Source organism: Streptosporangium sp. OZ121 (assembly GCF_051918885.1).
In the GTDB taxonomy this organism is placed as follows: Bacteria; Actinomycetota; Actinomycetes; order Streptosporangiales; family Streptosporangiaceae; genus Streptosporangium.
Genome location: NZ_JBPXMC010000014.1, coordinates 115,141 through 136,564, shown reverse-complemented (window position 1 = coordinate 136,564; position 21,424 = coordinate 115,141). Strand labels below are relative to the sequence as shown.

Here is a 21,424-nt window from a genome sequence, read left to right as displayed (position 1 = left end):
ACATCACGTCAATATCTTCAGTGGTCCTCTAGCGGACATCTGGCTTTCCCCAGATTTAAACTCAACCTGACGGCTGACGGTTCTTTGAGTTCTGTCGGTGGACAGATCTAGAGTTGCCCTTACTGTGTCACCTCCCAAAAGCAAAGGACACCCAGATGGGTTTCTTGCCCGAGATCACCGTCGCTGACGCGCTGACGAACATCCACAAGAAGGCTTGGGTGCTTCCTGCGATTCAGAGGGAGTTCGTCTGGGGCACCGATCAGATCCGGGCGCTGTTCGACAGCCTCATGCGGGGGTACCCGCTGGGCTCCCTCTTGCTGTGGAAGTTGGAGAAGGAAAAGGCCAGCGAGTTCACCTTCTACGACTTCCTGACCAACTACCACGAGAAGAACAACCCGTACGCATCCAAGGCGAACCTGCCAAAGGACAGCGAGGCGGTGGCCGTCCTGGACGGGCAGCAGCGGTTGACCGCGCTTAACATTGGGCTGTACGGCAGCCACGCGGAACGCATGCCGCGTAAGCGGGCCGACAACCCGAACGCCTACCCAAAGAAGCGGCTCTATCTGAATCTGCTGAACGAGCCGAGAGACGAGGAACTCGGCCTGCGCTTTGATCTCCGGTTCCTCACCGACGAAGAAGCCGACCAAGAGACGGACGGCGCACGTCCCTGGTTCAGGGTCTCCAAAGTGCTCGATCTCGAGGACGGCGGACCGGCCATCATGAATTTACTCACCGAGCGAGGACTCATCGGCACATCCGCGATCAAAGCATTCAAGTGCCTCTACACGCTTTACGACGCGGTTCGGGTCAAGACCCCCATCAGCGCCTACCAGGAGGTTTCCCAGGATGCCGACAGGGTCCTCGACATCTTCGTGCGGGTAAACAGCGGCGGGACCAAGCTATCCAACTCGGACCTGCTGCTGTCCATGGCGACCAACCAGTGGGCGGAACGCGACGCCCGCGAAGAAGTGCGGGAGCTCGTCGCCGATCTCGCCGATAGTCCCGGCCAGTTCGGGTTCAGCAAGGACCTCGTACTAAAAACTGGTCTCCTTCTCACCGAGGCACCGGACTTCCAGTTCAAGATCTCCAATTTCACCCAGGAGAACATGAGCCGCCTGGAGAATAGCTGGGAGGACATCCGCACGAGCCTGCTCCTGGCCGCGCGGCTACTCGCCTCGTTCGGCCTTTCCGCCCGGAACCTGACCGCCGACAGCGTCGTCATCCCGATCGCCTACTACCTGCACACCCGAGACCACTCCGACGGGTACCTCACGGCGTCGGCCCACGCCGCCGACCGTAAGGCGATCCACAGCTGGGTGTTCCGCAGCCTCCTCAAGCGTGGTGTTTGGGGCTCCGGCCTCGACACCCTCCTTCGCGGCATCCAGGTCGTGCTCCGCGATTCGACGGGCTCCTTCCCCGTCACCGCTGTCGAGTCCGCAATGGCCGCCCGCGGAAAAGCACTCACGTTCAGCCCTGAAGAAATCGACGAATTGCTCGAACAGCAGTACGGCAAGCCCCGCACTTTTCCCACCCTTGCCCTGCTCTATCCCGGCCTCGACCTGGCCCAGCAAATACATGAGGACCACATCTTCCCCAAGTCCCGCTTCACCAAGACCTCCTTGATCAAGCATGGTGTCCCCATCAACCAGGTGGACGCTTACTGTTCCCGTGTCAATGCTCTGCCCAACCTCCAGCTCCTCCTCGGCCTGCCCAACACCGAGAAGGGCGCCATGTGGCCCTGGGAGTGGCTGGCGGGACCTCACTTCCCGTCCGAGCCGTTCCGCGAGCAGTACAAGACGCAGAACGACCTCGATCTTCTCCCGCCTGACCTGTCAGGTTTCCTCGTCTTCTACGACCAGCGCAAACAGCGCCTGGCTGACCGTTTGAGCTCCCTTCTGGGGGCGGAAGTGTCGTGATCTCCGCCGCCATCCAGCCCAGATCCGCCAGGTTCGAGCCGGTGACTCATTACGGAACGTAAATGCTGTTCCTCTCGGTCAGGGTCGACATCGGTGGCGTCGTCGCGGTCGGGCCGGTCGATCCATGCGACCGTCGGAAAGTTGAGCAACCAGAAGACCGGGAAGGAGCCCGCTGCCATACTCGACTCGTGGAAGGAGAGAAGAAGTTCGATCCCCAAGCCGTTGTGAAAGCGGGCCTCGGCAAGGCGCTGGAGGCTCAGTACTCGTTGGCGGCCGAGAACGTCGCGCGTCTCCGTCGCGTCCATCCTGGCAAGTCTCCCGAAGAGCTCATCTCTTATCTCAACAAGGTCTATCTCGGTGCTGTCACGACCACAGGCGCAGGCGCAGGCGCGGCGGCGATTGTTCCGAACGGATGGGCTCAGATTCCCGTCGCCTTCGCCGACCTGCTCACGTTCCTGGAGTCCTCGGTCCTGTACACGCTGTCAGTCGCCGAGATCCACGGTTTGGATATCGAAGACATCGAGCGACGCAGGTTTCTGGTGACTTCGGTCCTCGTGGGGAACACCGCCGCGACCACCGCCTTGGAACCGTTGATCGGTCGCACAGCGCCCTATTGGGGGAAGAAGATCGTGCAGTCGATTCCCATGTCGACGATCAACGCGGCCAACAGGATCCTCGGCCCGCGATTCGTGACCAAGTACGGTGTGAAGCAAGGCATGCTCGTCCTCGGCAAGCAGGTCCCTCTGTTCATTGGGGTCGGCATCGGTGCAGGCGGGAACCACCTGTTCGGACGGTTCGTGATCAAGGCGGCGAGGAAGATCCTCGGCCCGCCACCCGAGTCATGGGATGCCCCCCAGAAAACTCAGCCGACAGCCACCTCACCGTCGCCGCCACCCGACCACACGTCCCCGAACTACGAGCAGCAGTAGGACGATGAGACCCCTGCCCCGAAGAAGCTCGGACGGGATCGGACGTGACTTCCGGTGAACGTTGATTACTTCGGCAGGCCGGTCGTAGACCCATTGTCGGCGCAAGGGCCGCCAGTGTCGGCGCGATGTACTCGCGGTTGAACCGGCGCATGGTCACCCCACGCCTGAGCCGGTAGCCCGCGACCAGAGCGGCCGAGCCGGCCAATGAGCCGGTCTGGTCTGCAAGGCCGTCCCCACGCCTCCCGTGCTCGCCCAGCACCGACGGCACGAACGGCGACGAGGCCGGCAGGTGACGCCGGGACGCACCCATCTCGTATCTCCGCAACAGCCCGGCCGACCTCGCCGTAACCGCCACCGAAGTGCCGAAGCCGACCGATCAAGAACGAGAAGATCACGACATCCCAGACGGATTCGTTGACCAGGCTGGCCGGATAAGACTGTCTCTCCCGCATCGCCCACGCACGATGCGGGAGAGCCGGTTCGGATCAGCTGGGGTCGTAAGCCGGATTGGGGCGCAGCCAGCGCTCGACCTCCGCGAGGTCGAGGCCCCGGCGCAGGGCGTAGTCCTCGACCTGGTCCCTGCCGAGGCGCCCCACGGTGAAGTAGCGCGACGACTCGTGGGCGAAGATCAGCCCGCTCACGCTCGCGGCCGGGGTCATCGCGAAGGACTCGGTCAGGCCCATCCCGAGCCGGTCGGCGTCCAGCAGCCCGAACAGCTTGAGCGATACAGGAAGCAGTTGTCCGGTGGTGCCCAGGGCAGACTAGAGCCTCCACCGAACCCGGATCGCTTCATAGTGCGATGAGCGAGTCCTCTGGTGCAGGAGCGAGTGGCGCCAAGAACCTCCAATCGGAAGCCCCGCGTTCGCAGTTTCTCCGGTCGTGGTCACGGCGTTTCGTGGTCACGGCGTTTCGTGGTCACGGCAGCGGGGGCACGTAGCAGTGGATCTCCGCCCGATGCCCCGTGGCACCGGCGAACTTGGCGTCGTCGGTCAGCAGCGGTATTCCCAGCAGTTCGGCGAGGGCCACGTACATACCGTCGTAGGCGGTGAGATTGTTGCGCAGTTCCAGCACCCGCGACTGCAGAGGCAGCATCGGGTGCCGGACGATCCTGAGCTCGGCGTAACGCTCCAGCATGATCCGACCTCGCGCCTCGGAGATCCGCACTTCCGGCTTACTGGTGATCACATGTCCGCGCACCACCGAGGCGATCTCCACATCGATCAACGCCGGGGCGTGCACCTTGCGCGCCAGCCTCCGGCGGAGAAGGGCATCGCCCTTCACATTGGCCAGCAGGCGGAAAACGATCGAGGCGTCCACGACCAGGCTCACCGGCGGCCCTCACGCAGCGTCTCGCGTACGAAATCAGGGTCGTACGGCGCCGGCTCGTCAGCGGCGATCTTGGCCATCACCTCGTCCAACGACGGGGTGGCCGCCTCCTCGTTCAGCAGATCACGTAGGTAGGCCGTCAGTGATTTCCCTTCGCGTTCGGCTCGCGCCTTCAGCGTCCGCTCGGTCGCTTCCGGGACATCTCGAATCTGAATGATTCCCACCCTTCCACGCTAGCATGCAGCCTGCATGCAACTTCGGCGCCGACTACCGTCACACCCTTGACGTGTTTCTCAAGAGATCCGGACGCCCTTTCCGGCGCTCATCTTCCCGCAACCACGCTCCCCTGGTAGTCAATTCATTACTTTTAGCGATGATCGCAGGCCAGGCCACCACCCCCTCGGCCGGACAAACGCTCGACGTAACCGCCCGCTCCGCTTCCCTCCCCGGCCTTCGCCGCCGGTCAACGGTTCGAACCGTGTTCCCGCCGGTCGGGCCACCGGCGGGAGGCGGCCCCGTACCGTAGGAGGGTCAGCTGGGGTCGTAGGCGAGGTTGGGCCGCAGCCAGCGCTCGACCTCGGCGAGGTCCATGCCCCGGCGCACGGCGTAGTCCTCGACCTGGTCCCTGCCGAGGCGTCCCACCGTGAAGTACCTCGACGACTCGTGGGCGAAGATCAGCCCGCTGACGCTCGCGGCCGGGGTCATCGCGAAGGACTCGGTCAGGCCCATCCCGAGCTTGTCGGCGCCGAGCAGCTCGAACAGCTCCCGCTTCTCGCTGTGGTCCGGGCTCGCGGGGTAGCCGAGCGCGGGACGGATGCCGCGGAAGCGCTCGGCGTGCAGGTCCTCGATGAGGGGATCGGCGTCCGGCTCGAACCAGCCGCGCCGCGCCTGTAGGTGGATGTGCTCGGCGAACGCCTCGGCCAGGCGGTCGGCGAGGGCCTTCACCATGATCGACCGGTAGTCGTCGTTCTGGGCCTCGTAGCGGGCCGCGAGCTCCTCGGCACCGTGCACGGCCACGGCGAACCCGCCCAGGTGGTCCCCGGCCGGGGCGATGTAGTCCGCCAGGCACCGGTTGGGCCGGCCGTCGGGCTTGGCCGTCTGCTGGCGCAGCATCGGCAGCCGAAGACCGTGCTCAAGCACGATGTCGTCGCCCTCGGAGTGGGCGGGCCAGTACGCGTAGGCGCCCTTGGCCTGGAAGCTCCCCTCGGCGATGATCTGGTCGAGCATGGTGTTGGCGTCGTCGAAGAGCTCGCGGGCCACCGGCTGGTCGAGGATGGCCGGATACTTGCCCTTCAGCTCCCAGGCCAGGAAGAGGAACTGCCAGTCGATCATCGCCCGGAGGGTCTCCAGGTCCGGCTCCACGACGCGGACGCCGGTGAAGGCGGGGACCGGCAGGTCCTCGAAGGAGACCTTCTCGGGGTTGGCGCGGGCCTGGTCGACGGTGAGCAGCGGGGTGCGCTGCTTGTTCGCGTACTGCTCGCGCAGCCGCTCCTGGTCGGCGCTGTTGCTCACGGCCAGCGCCTCGGCCCGGTCGGCGTCCAGCAGGTCGGAGACCACGCCGACGACGCGGGAGGCGTCGAGCACGTGGACCGTGGGGTTGTCGTAGGCGGGGGCGATGCGGACCGCGGTGTGCTGGCGCGACGTGGTGGCGCCGCCGACCAGCAGGGGCAGCTTCAGCCCGCGGCGCTGCATCTCGGCGGCGACGGTGACCATCTCGTCCAGCGACGGGGTGATCAGCCCGGAGAGCCCGATGACGTCGGCGCCCTCGGCGACCGCGGTGTCCAGGATGACCGAGGCGGGGACCATCACCCCCAGGTCGACGACCTCGTAGTTGTTGCAGCCGAGAACGACGCCCACGATGTTCTTGCCGATGTCGTGCACGTCGCCCTTGACGGTGGCGAGCACCACCTTGCCCTGGCCGCGGCCGGTGTCGACGCGCCCCTCCAGCCGCGCCTGCTCCTTCTCGGCCTCCATGTAGGGCTCCAGGTAGGCGACCGAGCGCTTCATCACCCGCGCGCTCTTGACCACCTGCGGCAGGAACATCTTCCCCGACCCGAACAGGTCGCCCACGACCTTCATCCCGTCCATGAGCGGCCCCTCGATCACCTCCAGGGGGCGCGCCTTCTGCTGCCGGGCCTCCTCGGTGTCGGCCTCGATGAAGTCGACGATGCCGTGCACGAGCGCGTACGACAGGCGCTCCTCCACCGGGGCGTCGCGCCAGGCCAGGTCCACGACACGGCGCGTGCCCGATCCGCTCACCGTCTCCGCGAAGGCGACGAGCCGGTCGGTGGCGTCGTCGCGCCGGTCGAAGATGACGTCCTCGACGAGTTCGAGCAGGTCGGCGGGGATGTCCTGGTAGACCGCGAGCTGCCCGGCGTTGACGATGCCCATGTCCAGCCCGGCGCGCACCGCGTGCAGCAGGAACGCCGAGTGCATCGCCTCGCGCACGACGTCGTTGCCGCGGAAGGAGAACGACAGGTTGGAGATGCCGCCGCTGGTCAGCGCCCCCGGGCAGCGCTCCTTGATGAGCGGCAGCGCCTCGATGAACGCCTTGGCGTAGCCGTTGTGCTCGCTGATGCCGGTGGCGACCGCGAGCACGTTGGGGTCGAACACGATGTCCTCGGGGGCGAACCCGGCCCGCTGGGTCAGCAGGTCGTAGGCGCGGGCGCAGATCGACACCTTGCGCTCGACGGTGTCGGCCTGGCCCTGCTCGTCGAAGGCCATCACCACCACGCCCGCGCCGTAGTCGCGGATGATCCGGGCCTGCTCCAGGAAGGCGTCCTCGCCCTCCTTGAGGCTGATCGAGTTGACGACGCCCTTGCCCTGCACGCACTTGAGCCCGGCCTCCAGCACGCTCCACCGCGAGCTGTCGATCATGACCGGGATGCGGGCGACCTCGGGCTCGGTCGCGATCAGGTTCAGGAAGGTGGTCATCGCCTGCACGCTGTCGAGCAGGTCGGCGTCCATGTTGACGTCGAGCAGGTTGGCGCCGCCGCGTACCTGCTCCAGCGCGACGTCGACGGCCGCCTGGTGGTCGCCGCCCTCGATCAGGCGGCGGAAGCGCGCCGAGCCGGTGACGTTGGTGCGCTCGCCGATCATGACGAAGCCGGTGTCCGGGCCGATCTCGAAGGGCTCCAGGCCGCTGAATCGGGTGCGGGCGGCCGGTGCCGGGATCTGGCGGGGCGGCTGGCCGGACACGGCGGCCGCGATCCGCTCGATGTGCGCCGGCGAGGTCCCGCAGCACCCGCCGACGACGTTGACCATCCCCGACCTGGCGAACTCGTCGAGCAGCGCCGCCGTCTCCTCGGGGGTCTCGTCGTAGCCGCCGAACGCGTTGGGCAGGCCCGCGTTGGGGTGGCAGGCGACGTAGGTGCCGGCCAGGCGCGACAGCTCGGCGACGTGCGGGCGCGCCTCCTTGGCGCCCAGCGCGCAGTTCACGCCGACCACGAGCGGCTCGGCGTGGCGGATCGCGCTCCAGAACGCCTCGACGGTCTGTCCCGACAGCGTGCGCCCGCTCAGGTCGACGATCGTCACCGAGATCCACAGCGGCAGGTGCGGGGCGACCTCGCGCGCGGCGGCGATCGCGGCCTTCGCGTTGAGCGTGTCGAAGATCGTCTCGATCAGCAGCAGGTCGACCCCGCCCTCGGCCAGCGCGCTGATCTGCTCGGCGTACGTGGCGCGGACCTCGTCGAACGACACCGCCCGGTAGGCGGGGTCCTCGACGCGCGGGGACAGCGACAGCGTGACGTTCAGCGGGCCGATCGAACCGGCCACGAAACGCCCGCCCGCCTCGTCGGCGGCCTGGCGCGCGAGCTGCGCGGCCCGCACGTTCATCTCCCGAACCAGGGACTCCGTCCCGTAGTCGGCCTGGCCGATGCTCGTGGCGGTGAAGGTGTTGGTGGTGGTGATGTCCGCGCCGGCCGCGAGGTACTGCCGATGGATGTCCAGGATGACGTCGGGACGCGTCAGGTTCAGCAGGTCGGGGTCGCCGGTCACGTCGCGCGGGTGGTCGAGGAACCGGTCGCCGCGGTAGTCGGCCGGGGTGAGCGAGGCTCCCTGCAGCATCGTGCCCCAGGCTCCGTCGAGCACCAGGATCCGCTGCCCCAGCAGCTCCCGTAGGGCTTCCACGCGGACCTTTGCCTCTCGCGCGCCGTTTCCGGGACGCGTATCACCGCCGGGTACGAGGTCGTGCCCGTCGTGCTTCAAAGATCCGTTCACCGGTCAGCCTCCCGTCGTGGGAGGCGCCCTTACCGGAAGATCCAGGCCGAGCGTGGCGGGCCTGAGCCCGTTGCAGCGCCTCTCGGCCTTGAGATCGAGAATACCGAGGGTTGGAACGAGACGCCAAACAACGGTCCACAATCCGGAAAGATCCTGTCCAAATACCGTCATGAGACCCTCCTCGCGCGAAGATCGCCGTTTTCCCCGTCCCGGGCTGAACCGCCCCGGTTCCACCGGACCCGGGGTACATCGGTTCGGCGCTCGCGGGGTCGCGCCGAGCGCCGGTCGGTCGTCGTCATCCGCCTCTCGGCGGGCCGTAGGGCACGGGCGGGCGCGGACGGTGGCGGCGCCGGTGGTAGGCCAGCACCACGACCACGGCCAGACCGAACGAGCCCACCCACATGGCGATGACGGTCATCGCGCGTAACGGTGTCGTCTCCCGTGCCGGGTTCTCCGCGCTCCGGGACGCCCCGGTCAGCCACGTCGACCGGGCGCCCTGGGCGCCGGGCAACGTGCTCCATCTCCGGCGCAGGTCCGCCTCGGTCGCGGTGCCGTAGGAGACGGTGGTGAAGTCGATGCCGCCGTAGAAGTAGGAGTAGCGGAAGCTACCGACGTCACGGGTCACCTTGAACTCGCCGTTCTTGTACGAGCGCACGTAGGCGTCGAAGACGTCGACCGGTTTCCACGCCTGGCGGGAGGTCCAGGGGCCGATGTCGCCGCTGTCGATCAGGGGCGTGAAGGTCGTGCTCGCCGTACGGCTGCGCTTGCGGTACCACTCGGCGGCCACGCGGCTGAGGTAGACGCGCCGCAGCGCCGCGTACTCGGGAGCGGTGTTGACCGCCTTCTCCACCCGGGACAGGATCATCTCGCGGAAGACCCGCTCCGACTGCCTGCTCTGCCGCTCGGACTGCCCCGCGCAACCCTCGGGGAGGGTCAGGCCGGGGTCGCGGCCCGCGAGATACTCGTTCTCCAGCTTGACCCGCAGCGGCGCGTCGAGGATGTACAGCTCGTCGCCGTGCTCGTGCACGGTGGCCGGGCCCGGCACGATCCACTGCCGGAACACCAGGCATGTGCCGTCGCTGGCCCTCCAGTACCGTCTACCGGTCGCGCTGTCCGGGTGGATGAGCCTGGCCACGGTCTTCTTCATCCGGAAGTCGGCCTCCAGCAGGATCCGGCCGGCGTCGGTCCTGCCCAGGTCCGCGTCGATGATCCGGTCGGGCTCGGAGGGGTTGAGGTTCACCGTGAACGTCGACGGCCGCAGCGCGAGCCAGACGAAGAAGGCGTCGGACGCCTGCCGGGTGACCCGCAGCGCGGTCGCCGGATCGGCGTCCGGGTCGCCGTCCCCCGCTTCCTTCGCGGTCTTCCTGGTGAAGCCGTACCGGACGCCGTCGGGACGGTCGGTGCCCGCGTCGGCGAGGTAGCGCAGCTCCAGGGAGGAGAAATCGATGCCGCCGTTCGGGTCGGCGGCGGCCCGGGCGAGGCCGGCGTCATCCGCGTCGCCGGTCGGCGGGGCGCCGAAGGCGTCGTCACGTGGCTGGAAGATCGACGGGACCGACCGCCGGCCCGCCGCGATCTCATCGGCCAGGGCGTCCGGGTCGGTGGCGAGCACGTCGGCCCGCGTCATGTTGGCCAGAGCCTCTCTCAACGCGGGCAGCAGATCACCGAAGGGGGAGGCGAAGGAATGGTAGACGGCGGCGTTCGTGCGGAGCAGGCGTGCCCTGCAGTCCGCGCTCCTCGGGCTGCACGGGGCGAGGTCGGTGTAGAGGGCCAGCAGTCGTTCCTCGTCGATGCCCCGCTGGGCGAGGCTCTTGAGGATGCGCTGCTCGGAGTGCTCGATCGCGGTCGCGATCCACTCGACCTGCCCCTTCTTGCCCTTGCGCGTCTTGTTGGCGTTGAACCGGGGCACCACGAGGAGCGCCTTGACCTCGGGCGGTAACCTCAGCGCCTTGAGCAGGGCGGGGTTCTCCCGGCGCAGCTCGTCGACCGTCCGGAGGAATCTCCGGTCGAACTCGTCGGTGACGCATCCGGTCACGTCGACGAATCCCACCGCGACGTTGAGGTAGGGGTTGAACGCGCCGTTGCGGTGGTCGCCGAGATCCGGTTCGACGTCACGGCCGAGATCCGGGTCGCGGTCCATGATGTCGCGGTAGGAGAAGCCGACCTGGGCGATGGGGTTGCTGTAAGGGATGTGCGCGGCCGGGGCGCCGGGCTGGGCGAGACGGGGCGGCACGTATCCGGGCGGACACGGATCGGCCGTCCGCGTCTTCGACGCCGCCGGCGCGGCGGGCCCCGTCACCCCGGTGAGCGAAATCGTCAAGAATGCGATCCCTGCCAGAAAACGTGTCCTCGCCAGGCGCATGATCGATATTTTACATAGGCATTCCCGGGGAGGCCAGGAGAGCCTCGGCGGCTCTTTTGTGGAAATTAACCCCATTAATCCGATAACGGGAGCGGCCTGCTCCGGATGTGACCCTTTCCCATCGGACCGTTCTCGTGCCACCCGCCGTCTTACGACGGGATCCTTCCGCGGGGGCGGCGACCTGCCTGCTGGGAGCAGGCATTGCGCAAAAAGCATGAAAGCACGAAGCGGAATCAACGGCGCCCCGTCGGGGGCTCCATGCCGAAGCGCCGCACGAAAGACGCGGCGCCGGGCAATCCCTGAAAGCGTGGAGACTTTTCTATGCGGCGATGAGTTGCTGACGCCTCTCCGTGCTGACCGCTCCGGCGGCGGTGATCCGCTGCTCGTAGACGACCGGGGGTAGCCCGTCGGCGGCGCTGTGGCGTCGTTGGATGTTGTAGAAATCGGCGATCCAGATGGCGCCTACGACCCCGTAGCCTCATACGCGGGCGCGACGCTCAGGATTCGCCGTCATTCTTCCGCACGCTGAAGGCCCGCACCCAGGACCCCGCCCAGAGCAACACGTCAAGGTTCCCGGCGCTGACAGCGGCGTCTCGGCGCCGCAGCAGGCGTCGGCGCATCCCCATCGACGAGTTGGTCACCGCGCCGGGCGGCAAGGGCCTCTTTGCGCCCATTGGCGTGATCACACGCTAAGTTCACTCCACCCGAACGTGATCTTCACTCACCACCAGGATGTACGGCGTGCACCCCCTCGTCATCGCCTTGGCCCTCGTCACCGCCGCTCCCACCACCGCCCACGCCCGAACGGCCGAACCCGACCCGGTGGCGGTCCTGCGCTCGCTGCTCGCCCGCGGCGCCGGCGCGACGACCGAGTTCTACGGTCAGTTCTCCACAGACCTGTCCAAGGAGGTGCAACTGAGCAACGGCAGGCGCACCTTCATCGGGAGCGGCATGGCAATGGGCGGAACCGGGTTGATCTGCCACCATTCCTCCATGCAGCTTGATCAGACCCTTGTCGACGCGGCCATCGCGCAAATGGATCGGCGATGGCCCCCCGGGGAGCACGGTGGTGCCGCGGCCGTCTTCTTGGAGGACGGGCGGATTCTCACCAGCGTCGGCCTGGACAACCTCAACGGCGGAGTGTCCCTGTGCCATGAGACCGGCGCCATCTGCCAGGCTTATACGCTCGACAAGAAGGTCACCGCCTCTGTGTGCGTATATCGGGACCCCGGACGTGGGCGCGTCCTCGTCCTTCCTCCGTGTGGCATCTGCCAGGAGCGTCTGGCCCTGTGGGGGCCTGATGTCCAGGTCGGTGTGCCCGACGACTCCAGCGTGACGGGATGGAGCGCTCGCACGCTTCGCGAGGTGAACCCGTTCTACTGGGGATCGCAGTTCACCGAGGACGGGACCTGGCCGGCCCCCGAGGTCCACTTCTCCTGACCGGCGCGCCCACGCCACCGCCGTGTGCGGCACGACCAGGGCCCACCTCGCCCGATCGCCGGCCGCCCGCCTGATCACCCCGTCACCCCTCACGGTTCTCAACCGATCATGTCTCGCGCTGGTCGTGAAGGCCGCTCCGTATGATGATCTCTGTATGTCTCCCCGTACGTCCGCCGCGCTGGCGGGCATGGCCCTGGCTGCCCTCGCCGTCCTGGCCGCCGGATGCGCCGATCCGGCCGCCGACCGGGTGCCGCCTGTCAGCGCGACCCGGCCCCCGGCGTCCTCGCCACCGCCGTCGCTCACCGCGGTCCCGCCGCCCTCGCCACTGCCGTCACTCACCGCGGTCCCGCCGCCCTCGCCACTGCCGTCACTCACCGCGGTCCCGCCGCCCTCGCCACTGCCGTCACTCACCGCGGTCCCGCCGCCCTCGCCACTGCCGTCACTCACCGCGGTCCCGCCGCCCTCGCCACTGCCGTCACTCACCGCGGTCCCGCCGCCCTCGCCACTGCCGTCACTCACCGCGGTCTCACCGCCCTCACCCATGCTGACCTCGGCTCCAGAGCACCCGTTCCCGATGGCGACCTCCTTGGCCGAGCCCATGGCGACCGGAGCACCCCTGACCGCGACGGGCCCGCCGCGGTTCTTCGTCTCCGCGCGCACCCCGCTCGCCCGCTTCCCCGGCAGGTCCAAGACCGCTGTCCTCACCCCGGTGCCGCCCGCCGTGCACAACGCCGAGACCGGGGCGTTCATCGCGAACATCCCGCTGCCGCCCGGCATCGAGAGTTCCTGGCACCTCGTGGACGCCGCCCCGGACAACCGCACGTTCGCCATCGCCGGCTGGACCGAGCCGACGAACTCCGGCATTCGCTTCTTCGTGGTACGCCTCGGTGAGGACGGGCGACCGGGGAAGCCGGTGGCCATCACGCAGACCGACCCCGACTACCTGGATCTTGTCCATGACCTCGCCCTCAGCCCCGACGGCACCCGGCTGGCCTACGCCACGCCGCTCATCGGCGGCGGCGCCAAGATCTCCGTGCTCGACGTCGCCACCGGCCGGCGCCTGGACTGGAAGACGTCGACGCACCCGGGGGTGAGTGGCCTGTCCTGGGCTCCGGACGGCCGCTCGCTCGCCTACGTGCTGGGGCACCGGTCCATCGCCCTGCTCGACCTCGCCCGCCTGGGCACCGACCCGGACGACGCCGTGTCCCGGATCGTCATGAACGCCACGGGCGCCCCGCCGTCCGCACTCGAGTCGGTCGCCCACACCCCTGACGGCAGCGCGCTGATCTACTCGTCCGGGCACACCGTCGAACGCGTCCCCCTGGCGGGCGGGCCCGCGCAGGTCCTGGCCCGGCCGGAATTGCCGCCCGGCGCCTCGCTGACCCTGCGCTTCAGCGTCGACGGGACCGGCGAGCACCTGCTGTACGTGCACAAGTGGCGCGCCTACCGGGCCGGCCTCACCGACGGCGCGATCACCTCGGTGCCGATCACGGTCGACGAGCATCCGGGGAAGGGCGGCTCGCTGCGAGCAGCCTGGTGACCACCGGCCAAAGCGGTCGCCCGGCTCCGCGAGCTCGGCGCGGTGCCGTATCGATCACCGATGACGTCCGCGCTCCGGGGGGCCGGTGGCGACGGAGCGGAATCCAACGAACCCGCCCCTGGCCTGCTGCGACGTGACGTTGTCACTCGGCCCCGTACCGCGTCCGGTCACAGCGGCCCGAGGGGTGCAAGGGTTGTGCGACCCCCACGCCTTTACGATGTAGATTCATTTCCTCGTCCGGATCTCATGGACGGCCGCTGCCGGTCGGCCGGCTGCCGAGGAATTTCTCGATCGCCTCGGCGAAGGTTTCCGGAGCGGTGACCCAGGGGTAGTGAGCCCCGGGCAGCACGATGCTGGTCCCGCGCGGGAAGATCCCGGCCAGCTCGGCCGCGTGCGCGGGCAACGGTCCTGGATCCCGCTCTCCCGCGATCACCAGGACCGGCGTGGTGACCTTCGCCAGGCTCGCCCGGGTCTTCTCGGCGGCGGGCAGGTCGGTGTGGAAGCGTTTCGCCGCCTCGGCCGAGCGTTCGGCGAACCGTGTGGCGTGCGCTTCTGCGGTCTCGTTCCAAGGACTGTAGAAGAACGGCTGCGCCCTCAGGCGCCGGCTCTCATCGCCCGCGTCCCACGCCTTGAGGTCCGGCAGCCTGCTCTCGTACCAGCTCTCATCGGCTCGGCGCTCGATCTGGGCGTACCACTGCTCATCGGTTATCTCGATCCCCACCGGGTGCACGCTCGGTGTGACCAGCACCAGGTGCCCTGTCCGTTCGGGATACCGGGCCGCGTAGAGCAACGCCAGCCCTCCGGCCGCCGAATGCCCGAGCAGGTCCATCCGCTCGAACCCCAGACGCACCCGCAGCGCCTCGACATCCGCGACCATGCGGTCCATCGCATACGTGTCCGGATCCAGTGGCGCCGCGGATTCGCCGGTTCCTCGATTGTCCAGCAGGAGGAGCCGGCGCCGAGCCGCCAGACCGCCGAGATCTCCCAGATATCGCGAGGACCGCCCCGGCCCGCCCGGCAGGCAGACCAGCGCCGGCCCTTCTCCGCGCTCATGACAGACGAGCAAGGTCCCGTCATATGACGTAAAACTGGCCATCCCTCCATCCTCGCATCGCAGCCCCCGAAAGCCGTCACGCCACGATCCCGATCTCCGGTCCAGAGCCAACCGGCGAGGACGGGTGGACAGCGGGGTTCTCGGGCCGTTGACTGGTCTACGTGGAGTTCCCGTTTCACCGGTGCGTGCCTGGCGCGGACGCCGGGTCTTACCGCTCCTCCACGGACGTTTACCGTCTCCCCGCGACTCTGGGCGACGCCGGCCGCGAGCGCGGCCAGATTGAGCGCGGCGTTGAGATCCCGCTCCAGGATCAGACCACACTCGGTGCAGACGTAGCCGCGTTCAGGCAGGGCGAGTTTGGCTTTCACCGCGCCGCATCCCGAACACGTCTTACTGGAGGGAAACCAGCGGTCGGCCACTACAAGCCGCCCGCCGCTCCACCCGGTCTTGTAGGACGGCTGCCGCCGTACCTCGGCCATACCGACATCCGCGACCGCGCGGGCAAGCGTGCGGTTGGCGAGCATCCCGGAGACGTTCAGGTCCTCGACCACCACCGTGCCGTACGTGCTCGCCAACCGGGTGGTCAGCTTGTGCAGACCGTCACGGTGCTGGTTGGCGACGCGCGCGTGTGCCTTGCCGAGCGCCGCCTTGGCTTTGGCCCACCGGGCGGAGGCCTCACGCCTGGCGCCGCCTGGTGTGCGTGGGCCGATACGGCGGGCGAGTTGCTTGTTCAGCCTGCGCAGCCGTTTGAGCGCTGAGCGGTGATGTTGGGAGTCGGCGATAACCTCTCCGGTGGACAGCACCGCGAGGTTTTTGACCCCGAGGTCGACGCCGACGACAGTGTCCGGTGTGGCCGGGGTGCGGTCGGTGCGGTCGATCTCGCAGGTGAACGCCACGAACCAGCGGCCCCCCTGATGGCGGACGGTGGCCGACAGGATGCGCCCGGCCCGGCGCTGGAGGTGGCGAGCGAGCTTACGGGTGGATTCGTGGGTGCGGAGGGTGCCCAGCCGGGGCAGCGTCACATGACGGCGATCGGCCTCCACCCGGATCGCACCGGTGGTGAACCGGCACGAGAGGACGGTGCGGTGCTTGGACTTGAAGCGGGGGAACCCGATCTTCTTGCCTGCCCGCGTACCCCTGCGGGAGGCGGCCCAGTTCTTCAACGCACGGGCAACGCCGTCCAGGCCGGTATCGTAGGCCTCTTTGGAGTTGTCGGCCCACCACGGGGCAGCGATGTCCTTGGCGGCGTTCCAGGCGCGTCGCAAGGAATACAGCGACCACGGCACTTCGGTCAGCGCCTCGTCGGCGATGCGGCACCGAGGCGCAGATCCGGACGGTCCTGACCGTCGGGCTGCCCGACGAGGTCCGCTCCCCCGCGAAGCTGATCGTTCACCGGCTGCGGAGCAAGATGCCCGCTCCCGCCGTTGTCCCGACGGTTCCGAGGCCGGTGACCCGCGCCGAGTGCGACGAGTGCGGGCGCCCGGTGACGTCCCCCGGCGTGTGCTCTCGGTGCGGCGGCACCGCACGGAGCGGGAGACCCGCCCCGACCGCGGACGTGAGACGCGGCGCAGCCCTCGCCCGCGGCCTGCTGAGAACCCGCCGCCCCATGGCGGCGTAGGGGGACGAAGCCGCCGGTCGTCCGGGGGGACCGTGCTCCGCTCAGGAGGCGAGGCTCAGGGGATGAGGAAGCGGCTGATCTGGTCGACGTGCGGGGCGCGCAGGAGTTCGTGGTGCTCACCTCGGATCTCGTGGACGGTCAGGTCGGAGACGGTCTGCCGCCATCCGGCCTCCTGGACGGCCCGCAGCTTGGGCGGGTGGAGCCCGCTGGTCAGCAGCGTCACCCGCCCGTGGAACCAGCCGGCGCGGTAGTCGGCCAGCCCGCGCAGGCTGTCGCGCCACAGCCGCAGCAGCCCCGGCCCGTACGCCTCGTGGTAGGCGGCCACCTGGGAGGGCGTCATGCCCAGGCCCGCGAAGAATCCCACCTGCGAGTCGAGCAGGGCCTGCCCGGCCTCGGCCGCCCCCAGCGGGGCCAGCCGGTCGATCAGCGCCTCCAGCTCCGCCAGCTCGCCCAGGAGGTCGGTCACGAACACCTCGGGCAGCACCGAGTCGATCAGCACCACGTGGTCGACGCGGTGGCCGAGCGCCTGGAGCCTCCTGGCCGTCTCGAAGGCCAGCACCCCGCCCGCCGACCAGCCCGCGAGCGTGTACGGACGCGCCAGGTCCAGCCCGGACCCGGCCAGCTCCCCCGCGTACGTGGCGGCCATGTCCGGCAGCGAACCGGCGCTCACCCCCGACTCCAGCGCCTGCAGCGCGTAGACGGGCCGGTGCGCGGCGAGCCTGGCCGCCAGCCCCGCGTAGCAGAGCGCGGAGCCGCCGAGGGGGTGGAAGCAGTAGAGCGGGTCGCCGGCGGGCGAGGACACGGCCAGCGGGGTGATCGCGGGAAGCCGGGCGGCGGGAGAGGCGTCGGCCTCCCGCTCGCCGGTGCGTCCCTCGGACCGTCCGCGAACGTCGCCGGAGGCGGACCCGGGACCGAAGCCGTGAGCGGGACCGAAGCCGTGAGCGGGACCGGAGCCGGAACCGTGACCCGGACCGCGGTCAGGGTCGCGGTCGTGAGCAGGGTCGTCGCCGGGGCCAGGGCCACGATCCTGTTCAGGGGCCCGGCCGGGATCCTGGCCGGGATCGGGGCGGTGCCCGGAGAGCCGGTCGGGAACGGCGGCCGACACGAGGGTGGCGAGGCCGCTGACGGTGGCGTTGGCGAGGAACTTGCGGAGCTTGACCTTCACGCCCAGCCGCTGCTCCACCCCGGCCATCAGCCGTACCGCGCCGAGCGAGTCGATGCCCCGGGCGAACAGGTCCTCGTCCGCGCCGACGTCGTCGGAGCCGATCCCGAGCAGTCCCGCGATGAGGTCGGCGATCTGCCCCTCGACGGCGGTGCGCGGCCGGGGCGGAACGGGCGCCTCCGCCGTGCTCCCCGCCGTGCTCCCCGCCGTGCTCCCCGACGGGTCCCGCGCGGTGGCGGCGCTCACCTCCGGCAGCGCGGATCGGTCCACCTTGCCGTTGCGGTTGAGCGGGATCGCGGGCAGCGGCACGAAGACCGAGGGCACCATGTACTCGGGCAGGCTCCGGGCCAGGCCCGCGCGCATCTCGGCCGCCGTGGCGGTACCGACGACGTAGGCGACGAGCCTGCGTCCGCCACCGGGTCTGGCGCCGGATCCCTCACCGAACCCGCCGCCGGGTCCGCCCTCCCGTACGGGTCCGGTTCCAGGTCCCGCGGATCCGGATCCCGTTCCAGGCCCGGAGTCGGCCCCTGGCCAGGGAACTGCGACGACCACCGACTGCTCGACCCCCGGCAGTTCGTCCAGGGCGGCCTCGACCTCTCCCGGTTCGACACGGAACCCCCTTATCTTCACCTGGTCGTCGATCCTGCCGAGGAACTCGAACTCCCCGTCGGCCCGGAGCCTGCCCAGGTCGCCCGTACGGTAGAGCCGTGAGCCCGGCGCGCCGAACGGGTCGGGCAGGAAGCGCTCGGCGGTCAGCGCGGGCCTGCCGTGGTAGCCGCGCACCACGCACTCGCCGCCGATGTACAGCTCGCCGGGCACCCCCATCGGGAGCGGCCGCATCGCGTCGTCCAGCACGTACATCGTGGTGCCGGGGATGGGCCTGCCGATGGGGACCAGCTCGCCGCCGATCGGGCCGGTCACGGTGTGCACGCAGTTGGCGACGGACGCCTCGGTCGGGCCGTACTCGTTGAGCAGCACCGGCGCCGGGTCCAGCGCCTGCCAGAACGCCAGCGCCCGGCTGGGGAAGGCGTCGGCGCCCACCACCAGGACCCCGGCCAGGCCCGCGGCCTGCTCGGCGGAGAGCTGCCCCGCCAGGACCTCCAGGTGTCCGGGGGTGAGCTTGACGAACCCGTACGGCCGCTCAGACAGGGCGGCGCCCAGCTCGTCCAGCGCGGTGTCCTCGGCCGCGACGTGCAGGCACTGGCCGACCACCAGCGGCGTGTAGACGTTGGGCACGACCATGTCGTAGGCGACGGAGGAGAACAGCGGGGCGCCCCCCACCCCGCCGACGGCGTAGGCGGCCACGCACCAGCGCAGGAAGTTCACCAGGCCCCGGTGCGGGACCATGACGCCCTTGGGCCTGCCCGTGGAGCCCGAGGTGTAGATGAGGTACGCCATGCTCTCCGGCGTGCCGGTCGTCCCGGGGTCGTCGGAGGGGTACCCGGCGGTCTCGGCCTCCAGGGCCGCCGCGTCGTCCAGGACCAGGCGGGCGCCGGAGTCGGCGACCATGGAGGCCAGCCGCTCGGCGGGCAGCCCGGGATCGAGCGGCAGGTAGGCGGCCCCGGCCTTCCACACGCCGAGGAAGGCGGCGACGAGCCAGTCGGAGCGTTCGAGGCGGACGGCGACGACGCTCTCGGTGCCCATGCCCCGGCCGCGCAGCCAGTGCGCGATCCGGTTGGCCCTGGCGTTCAGCTCCCGGTAGCTCAGCCGGACGGCGCCGAAGGTCAGCGCGAGGGCTTGGGGCGTGAGCCGGGCCTGCCGTTCGAAGAGCTCGTGGGCGCGGGCGTCGAGCGGGCCCAGCGGTTCCGGCCCCCGGCAGGCCGCGAGCAGCGCCTCGCGCCGGCCGGGCGGGAGGATCTCCAGGGTGGCGAGCGGCGCGTCGGGCGAGGCCGCGGCCTGGGCGAGCAGGTGGACGAAGGACTCGGCGAGCCGCCGCGCGGTGCCCGGCTCGAACAGGTCGGTGCGGTAGGTGAGGTGCCCCACCAGGCCCCCGTCCCCGTCCCCGGGCGTCAGGGACAGGGCGAGGTCGTACTTGGCGGCGGTGTCGGGGAACGCGAACGGCTCCACGGCCAGGTCCCCGAGCGCCGTGGCGCCTCCCAGGCCGGCGTGCATCTCGTACAGGACGCGGAACGGCGGGGTGCGGCCCTCGACCTGCATCGGGTACGGCAGGTGCTGGTGGGTGAGGGCGTCCAGGCAGTAGGCGCGGGTGCGGCGCAGCAGTTCGGTGAGGCTCGGGTCGCCCGACAGGTCGGCGCGCATCACGACGGTGTTGAAGAAGGCCCCGACCAGGTGCTCGGAGTGCGGCGTGGCGCGGTTGGCGACGGTGCTGCCGATCGCGACGTCGTCCTGGCCGCAGTGGCGCGACAGCAGGGCGGCGAACGCGGCGAGCCCGGCCATGTAGGGGGTGGCCCGGCAGCGCCGGGCGACGGCGCCGAGCGCGGCGGCCGTCGCCGCGGGGACGGTGAAGGTGACGACGGCGCCCCGCGCGGAGGTTTCGGAGACGGGTACGTGGTCGGCGGGCAGGTCGAGCACGGGGAGCCCGGCCAGGGCGGCCCGCCAGTGTCGCAGGGCGGGCGCGAGGTCGGCCGCCCGCTCGGCCGCCACGACCTCGTCGTAGGAGGCGGGCAGCGGGGGCAGCGGGTCCGGCAGGCCCTCGGCGCGGGCCCGGTAGAGGGCGTCGAGCTCGCGGAGGAACACGCCCATCGACCACTCGTCGAAGGCGATGTGGTGCACGGTGAGCACCAGGACGTGGTCGTCGCCGGCCAGGCGGGCGAGGCGGGCGCGCAGCACCGGCCCCGCCGTCAGGTCGAACGGCCGCCGTGCCTCGGCGGCGGCCGTCTCGCGGACCGCCTCCTCCGACTCCGCGGGGCACACGGGCAGCTCGACGGGGGCCGGTGGCAGCACCGACGCCACCGGCAGCCCGCCTGCGCTCGCGTAGACGGTGCGCAGGACCTGGTGGCGGGCGACGAGGTCGCCGAGCGCCCCGGCGAGCGCCGGGACGTCCGGCGTGCCGCGCAGGCGCAGTGCCAGGCACACGTTGTACTCCGTGCCCGCCGGGTCGAGCTGGTGGCCGAGCCACATGCGTTCCTGGGCGTACGACAGCGGCGCCCCGGTCAGGGGCGTCTCAGGCGCTGCGACCGGCACCTTCCACCCCCAGTGGCGACAACGAGGGTGACGTCCCGGCCTCCAGCATCCCGACGACCACCTGGGCGAGCTCGCCCACCGTCGGGTAGGTGAACACGTCGGCGACCGGGACCTCGACGCCGTGCCGCGCCCGGATCCTGGCGACGATCTGGACGGCGACCAGCGAGTGCCCTCCGGCCTCGAAGAAGTCGTCGTCGGGGCCGACGTCGTCCAGGCCGAGCAGCAGCGCCCAGTCGTCGGCCAGGGCCCGCTGGACGGACTGGACGGAGGTGTGCGTGGGCGTGCTCATCGTGATCTCCTCGCCGCGCCCGCGGGCACGAGCTGGTCCTCCGCGCCCGGTACCGGGCGGGACGGGTCGTGGTCGACGTCGACGATCCGGTTGGTGCCGTCCACGTGGACGACCCGGGGCCGGTAGCCCGGCAGCTCGCCGCCCGAGTACTGGCCGTAGGAGATCAGGATCACCATGTCCCCCGGCGAGACCAGGTGGGCGGCGGCGCCGTTGATGCCGATCACCCCGCTGCCGCGCTCGCCGGTGATGACATACGTCTCCAGGCGGGCGCCGTTGGTGATGTCGACGATCGCCACCTGCTCGCCCTCCAGCAGGTCGGCGGCGTCCATCAGGTTCTCGTCGATCGTCACCGAGCCGACGTAGTGCAGGTCGGCGTGGGTGACCGTGGCTCGGTGGATCTTGGATTTGAACATCGTGCGCAGCATCTCG

Annotated in this window: 13 protein-coding genes, 1 pseudogene and 1 riboswitch; of the genes and pseudogenes, 4 read left to right on the top strand and 10 right to left on the bottom strand. The window is 69.8% G+C overall.

What is annotated here, in order from left to right; genetic code table 11:
- The first annotated feature begins 155 nt into the window (after positions 1-155).
- Positions 156-1,916, top strand: a complete 1,761-nt coding sequence (locus ACTOQ1_RS24265; RefSeq protein ID WP_440070317.1) for a DUF262 domain-containing protein — start codon at positions 156-158, stop codon at positions 1,914-1,916.
- A gap of 62 nt (positions 1,917-1,978) precedes the next feature.
- Positions 1,979-2,845 (top strand): hypothetical protein, encoded by an 867-nt coding sequence (locus tag ACTOQ1_RS24260; RefSeq protein ID WP_440070316.1) that lies wholly within the window; start codon positions 1,979-1,981, stop codon positions 2,843-2,845.
- A gap of 485 nt (positions 2,846-3,330) precedes the next feature.
- Here the strand turns inward: ACTOQ1_RS24260 and ACTOQ1_RS24255 are convergent, their stop codons facing one another.
- The 5 genes from ACTOQ1_RS24255 to ACTOQ1_RS24235 form a co-directional block, all read right to left on the bottom strand.
- Complete coding sequence (locus ACTOQ1_RS24255) at positions 3,331-3,552, bottom strand: vitamin B12 dependent-methionine synthase activation domain-containing protein (protein WP_440070383.1); 222 nt, start codon at positions 3,550-3,552, stop codon at positions 3,331-3,333.
- 208 nt (positions 3,553-3,760) lie between these two features.
- Positions 3,761-4,174: a type II toxin-antitoxin system VapC family toxin gene (locus ACTOQ1_RS24250; protein WP_440070315.1), complete on the bottom strand. Its 414-nt coding sequence runs from the start codon at positions 4,172-4,174 to the stop codon at positions 3,761-3,763.
- Positions 4,171-4,395, bottom strand: a complete 225-nt coding sequence (locus tag ACTOQ1_RS24245) for a FitA-like ribbon-helix-helix domain-containing protein (RefSeq protein WP_440070314.1) — start codon at positions 4,393-4,395, stop codon at positions 4,171-4,173. The genes ACTOQ1_RS24250 and ACTOQ1_RS24245 overlap by 4 nt, the downstream gene beginning before the upstream one ends.
- A gap of 307 nt (positions 4,396-4,702) precedes the next feature.
- Positions 4,703-8,299 carry a methionine synthase gene (gene metH / locus ACTOQ1_RS24240; protein ID WP_440070313.1) on the bottom strand — a complete coding sequence of 1,199 codons (3,597 nt, stop codon included), beginning with the start codon at positions 8,297-8,299 and terminating at the stop codon, positions 4,703-4,705.
- Between the two features lie 104 nt (positions 8,300-8,403).
- A riboswitch (S-adenosyl-L-homocysteine riboswitch) is annotated at positions 8,404-8,479 on the bottom strand.
- A gap of 205 nt (positions 8,480-8,684) precedes the next feature.
- Entirely contained in the window at positions 8,685-10,706 is a 2,022-nt protein-coding gene (locus ACTOQ1_RS24235; RefSeq protein ID WP_440070312.1) for a nucleic acid/nucleotide deaminase domain-containing protein, read from the bottom strand.
- A gap of 783 nt (positions 10,707-11,489) precedes the next feature.
- Here ACTOQ1_RS24235 and ACTOQ1_RS24230 point away from each other — a divergent pair.
- Positions 11,490-12,188, top strand: coding sequence for a cytidine deaminase (locus ACTOQ1_RS24230; RefSeq protein WP_440070311.1), 699 nt, complete (start codon positions 11,490-11,492; stop codon positions 12,186-12,188).
- 154 nt (positions 12,189-12,342) lie between these two features.
- The gene (locus tag ACTOQ1_RS24225; protein ID WP_440070310.1) at positions 12,343-13,728 is read left to right on the top strand and encodes a WD40 repeat domain-containing protein; all 1,386 of its coding nucleotides are present in this window, start codon (positions 12,343-12,345) and stop codon (positions 13,726-13,728) included.
- A gap of 244 nt (positions 13,729-13,972) precedes the next feature.
- Here ACTOQ1_RS24225 and ACTOQ1_RS24220 read toward each other — a convergent pair whose 3' ends face one another.
- The 5 genes and pseudogenes from ACTOQ1_RS24220 to panD all read right to left on the bottom strand — a co-directional run bounded on the left by ACTOQ1_RS24220 (position 13,973) and on the right by panD (position 21,420).
- A complete protein-coding gene (locus ACTOQ1_RS24220) occupies positions 13,973-14,824 on the bottom strand; it encodes an alpha/beta fold hydrolase (protein ID WP_440070309.1) in 852 nt (283 codons plus the stop codon).
- Between the two features lie 182 nt (positions 14,825-15,006).
- Positions 15,007-16,308 (bottom strand): annotated as a pseudogene (gene tnpB, locus ACTOQ1_RS24215) (IS607 family element RNA-guided endonuclease TnpB); the annotation flags it as partial.
- A 147-nt stretch (positions 16,309-16,455) separates the two neighbouring features.
- Complete coding sequence (locus tag ACTOQ1_RS24210) at positions 16,456-20,706, bottom strand: non-ribosomal peptide synthetase (RefSeq protein ID WP_440070308.1); 4,251 nt, start codon at positions 20,704-20,706, stop codon at positions 16,456-16,458.
- Positions 20,687-20,995, bottom strand: a complete 309-nt coding sequence (locus ACTOQ1_RS24205; RefSeq protein WP_440070307.1) for an acyl carrier protein — start codon at positions 20,993-20,995, stop codon at positions 20,687-20,689. The genes ACTOQ1_RS24210 and ACTOQ1_RS24205 overlap by 20 nt, the downstream gene beginning before the upstream one ends.
- Positions 20,992-21,420, bottom strand: a complete 429-nt coding sequence (gene panD, locus ACTOQ1_RS24200) for an aspartate 1-decarboxylase (protein WP_440070382.1) — start codon at positions 21,418-21,420, stop codon at positions 20,992-20,994. Before panD ends, ACTOQ1_RS24205 begins: the two co-directional genes overlap by 4 nt.
- Between the last annotated feature and the right edge of the window lie 4 nt (positions 21,421-21,424).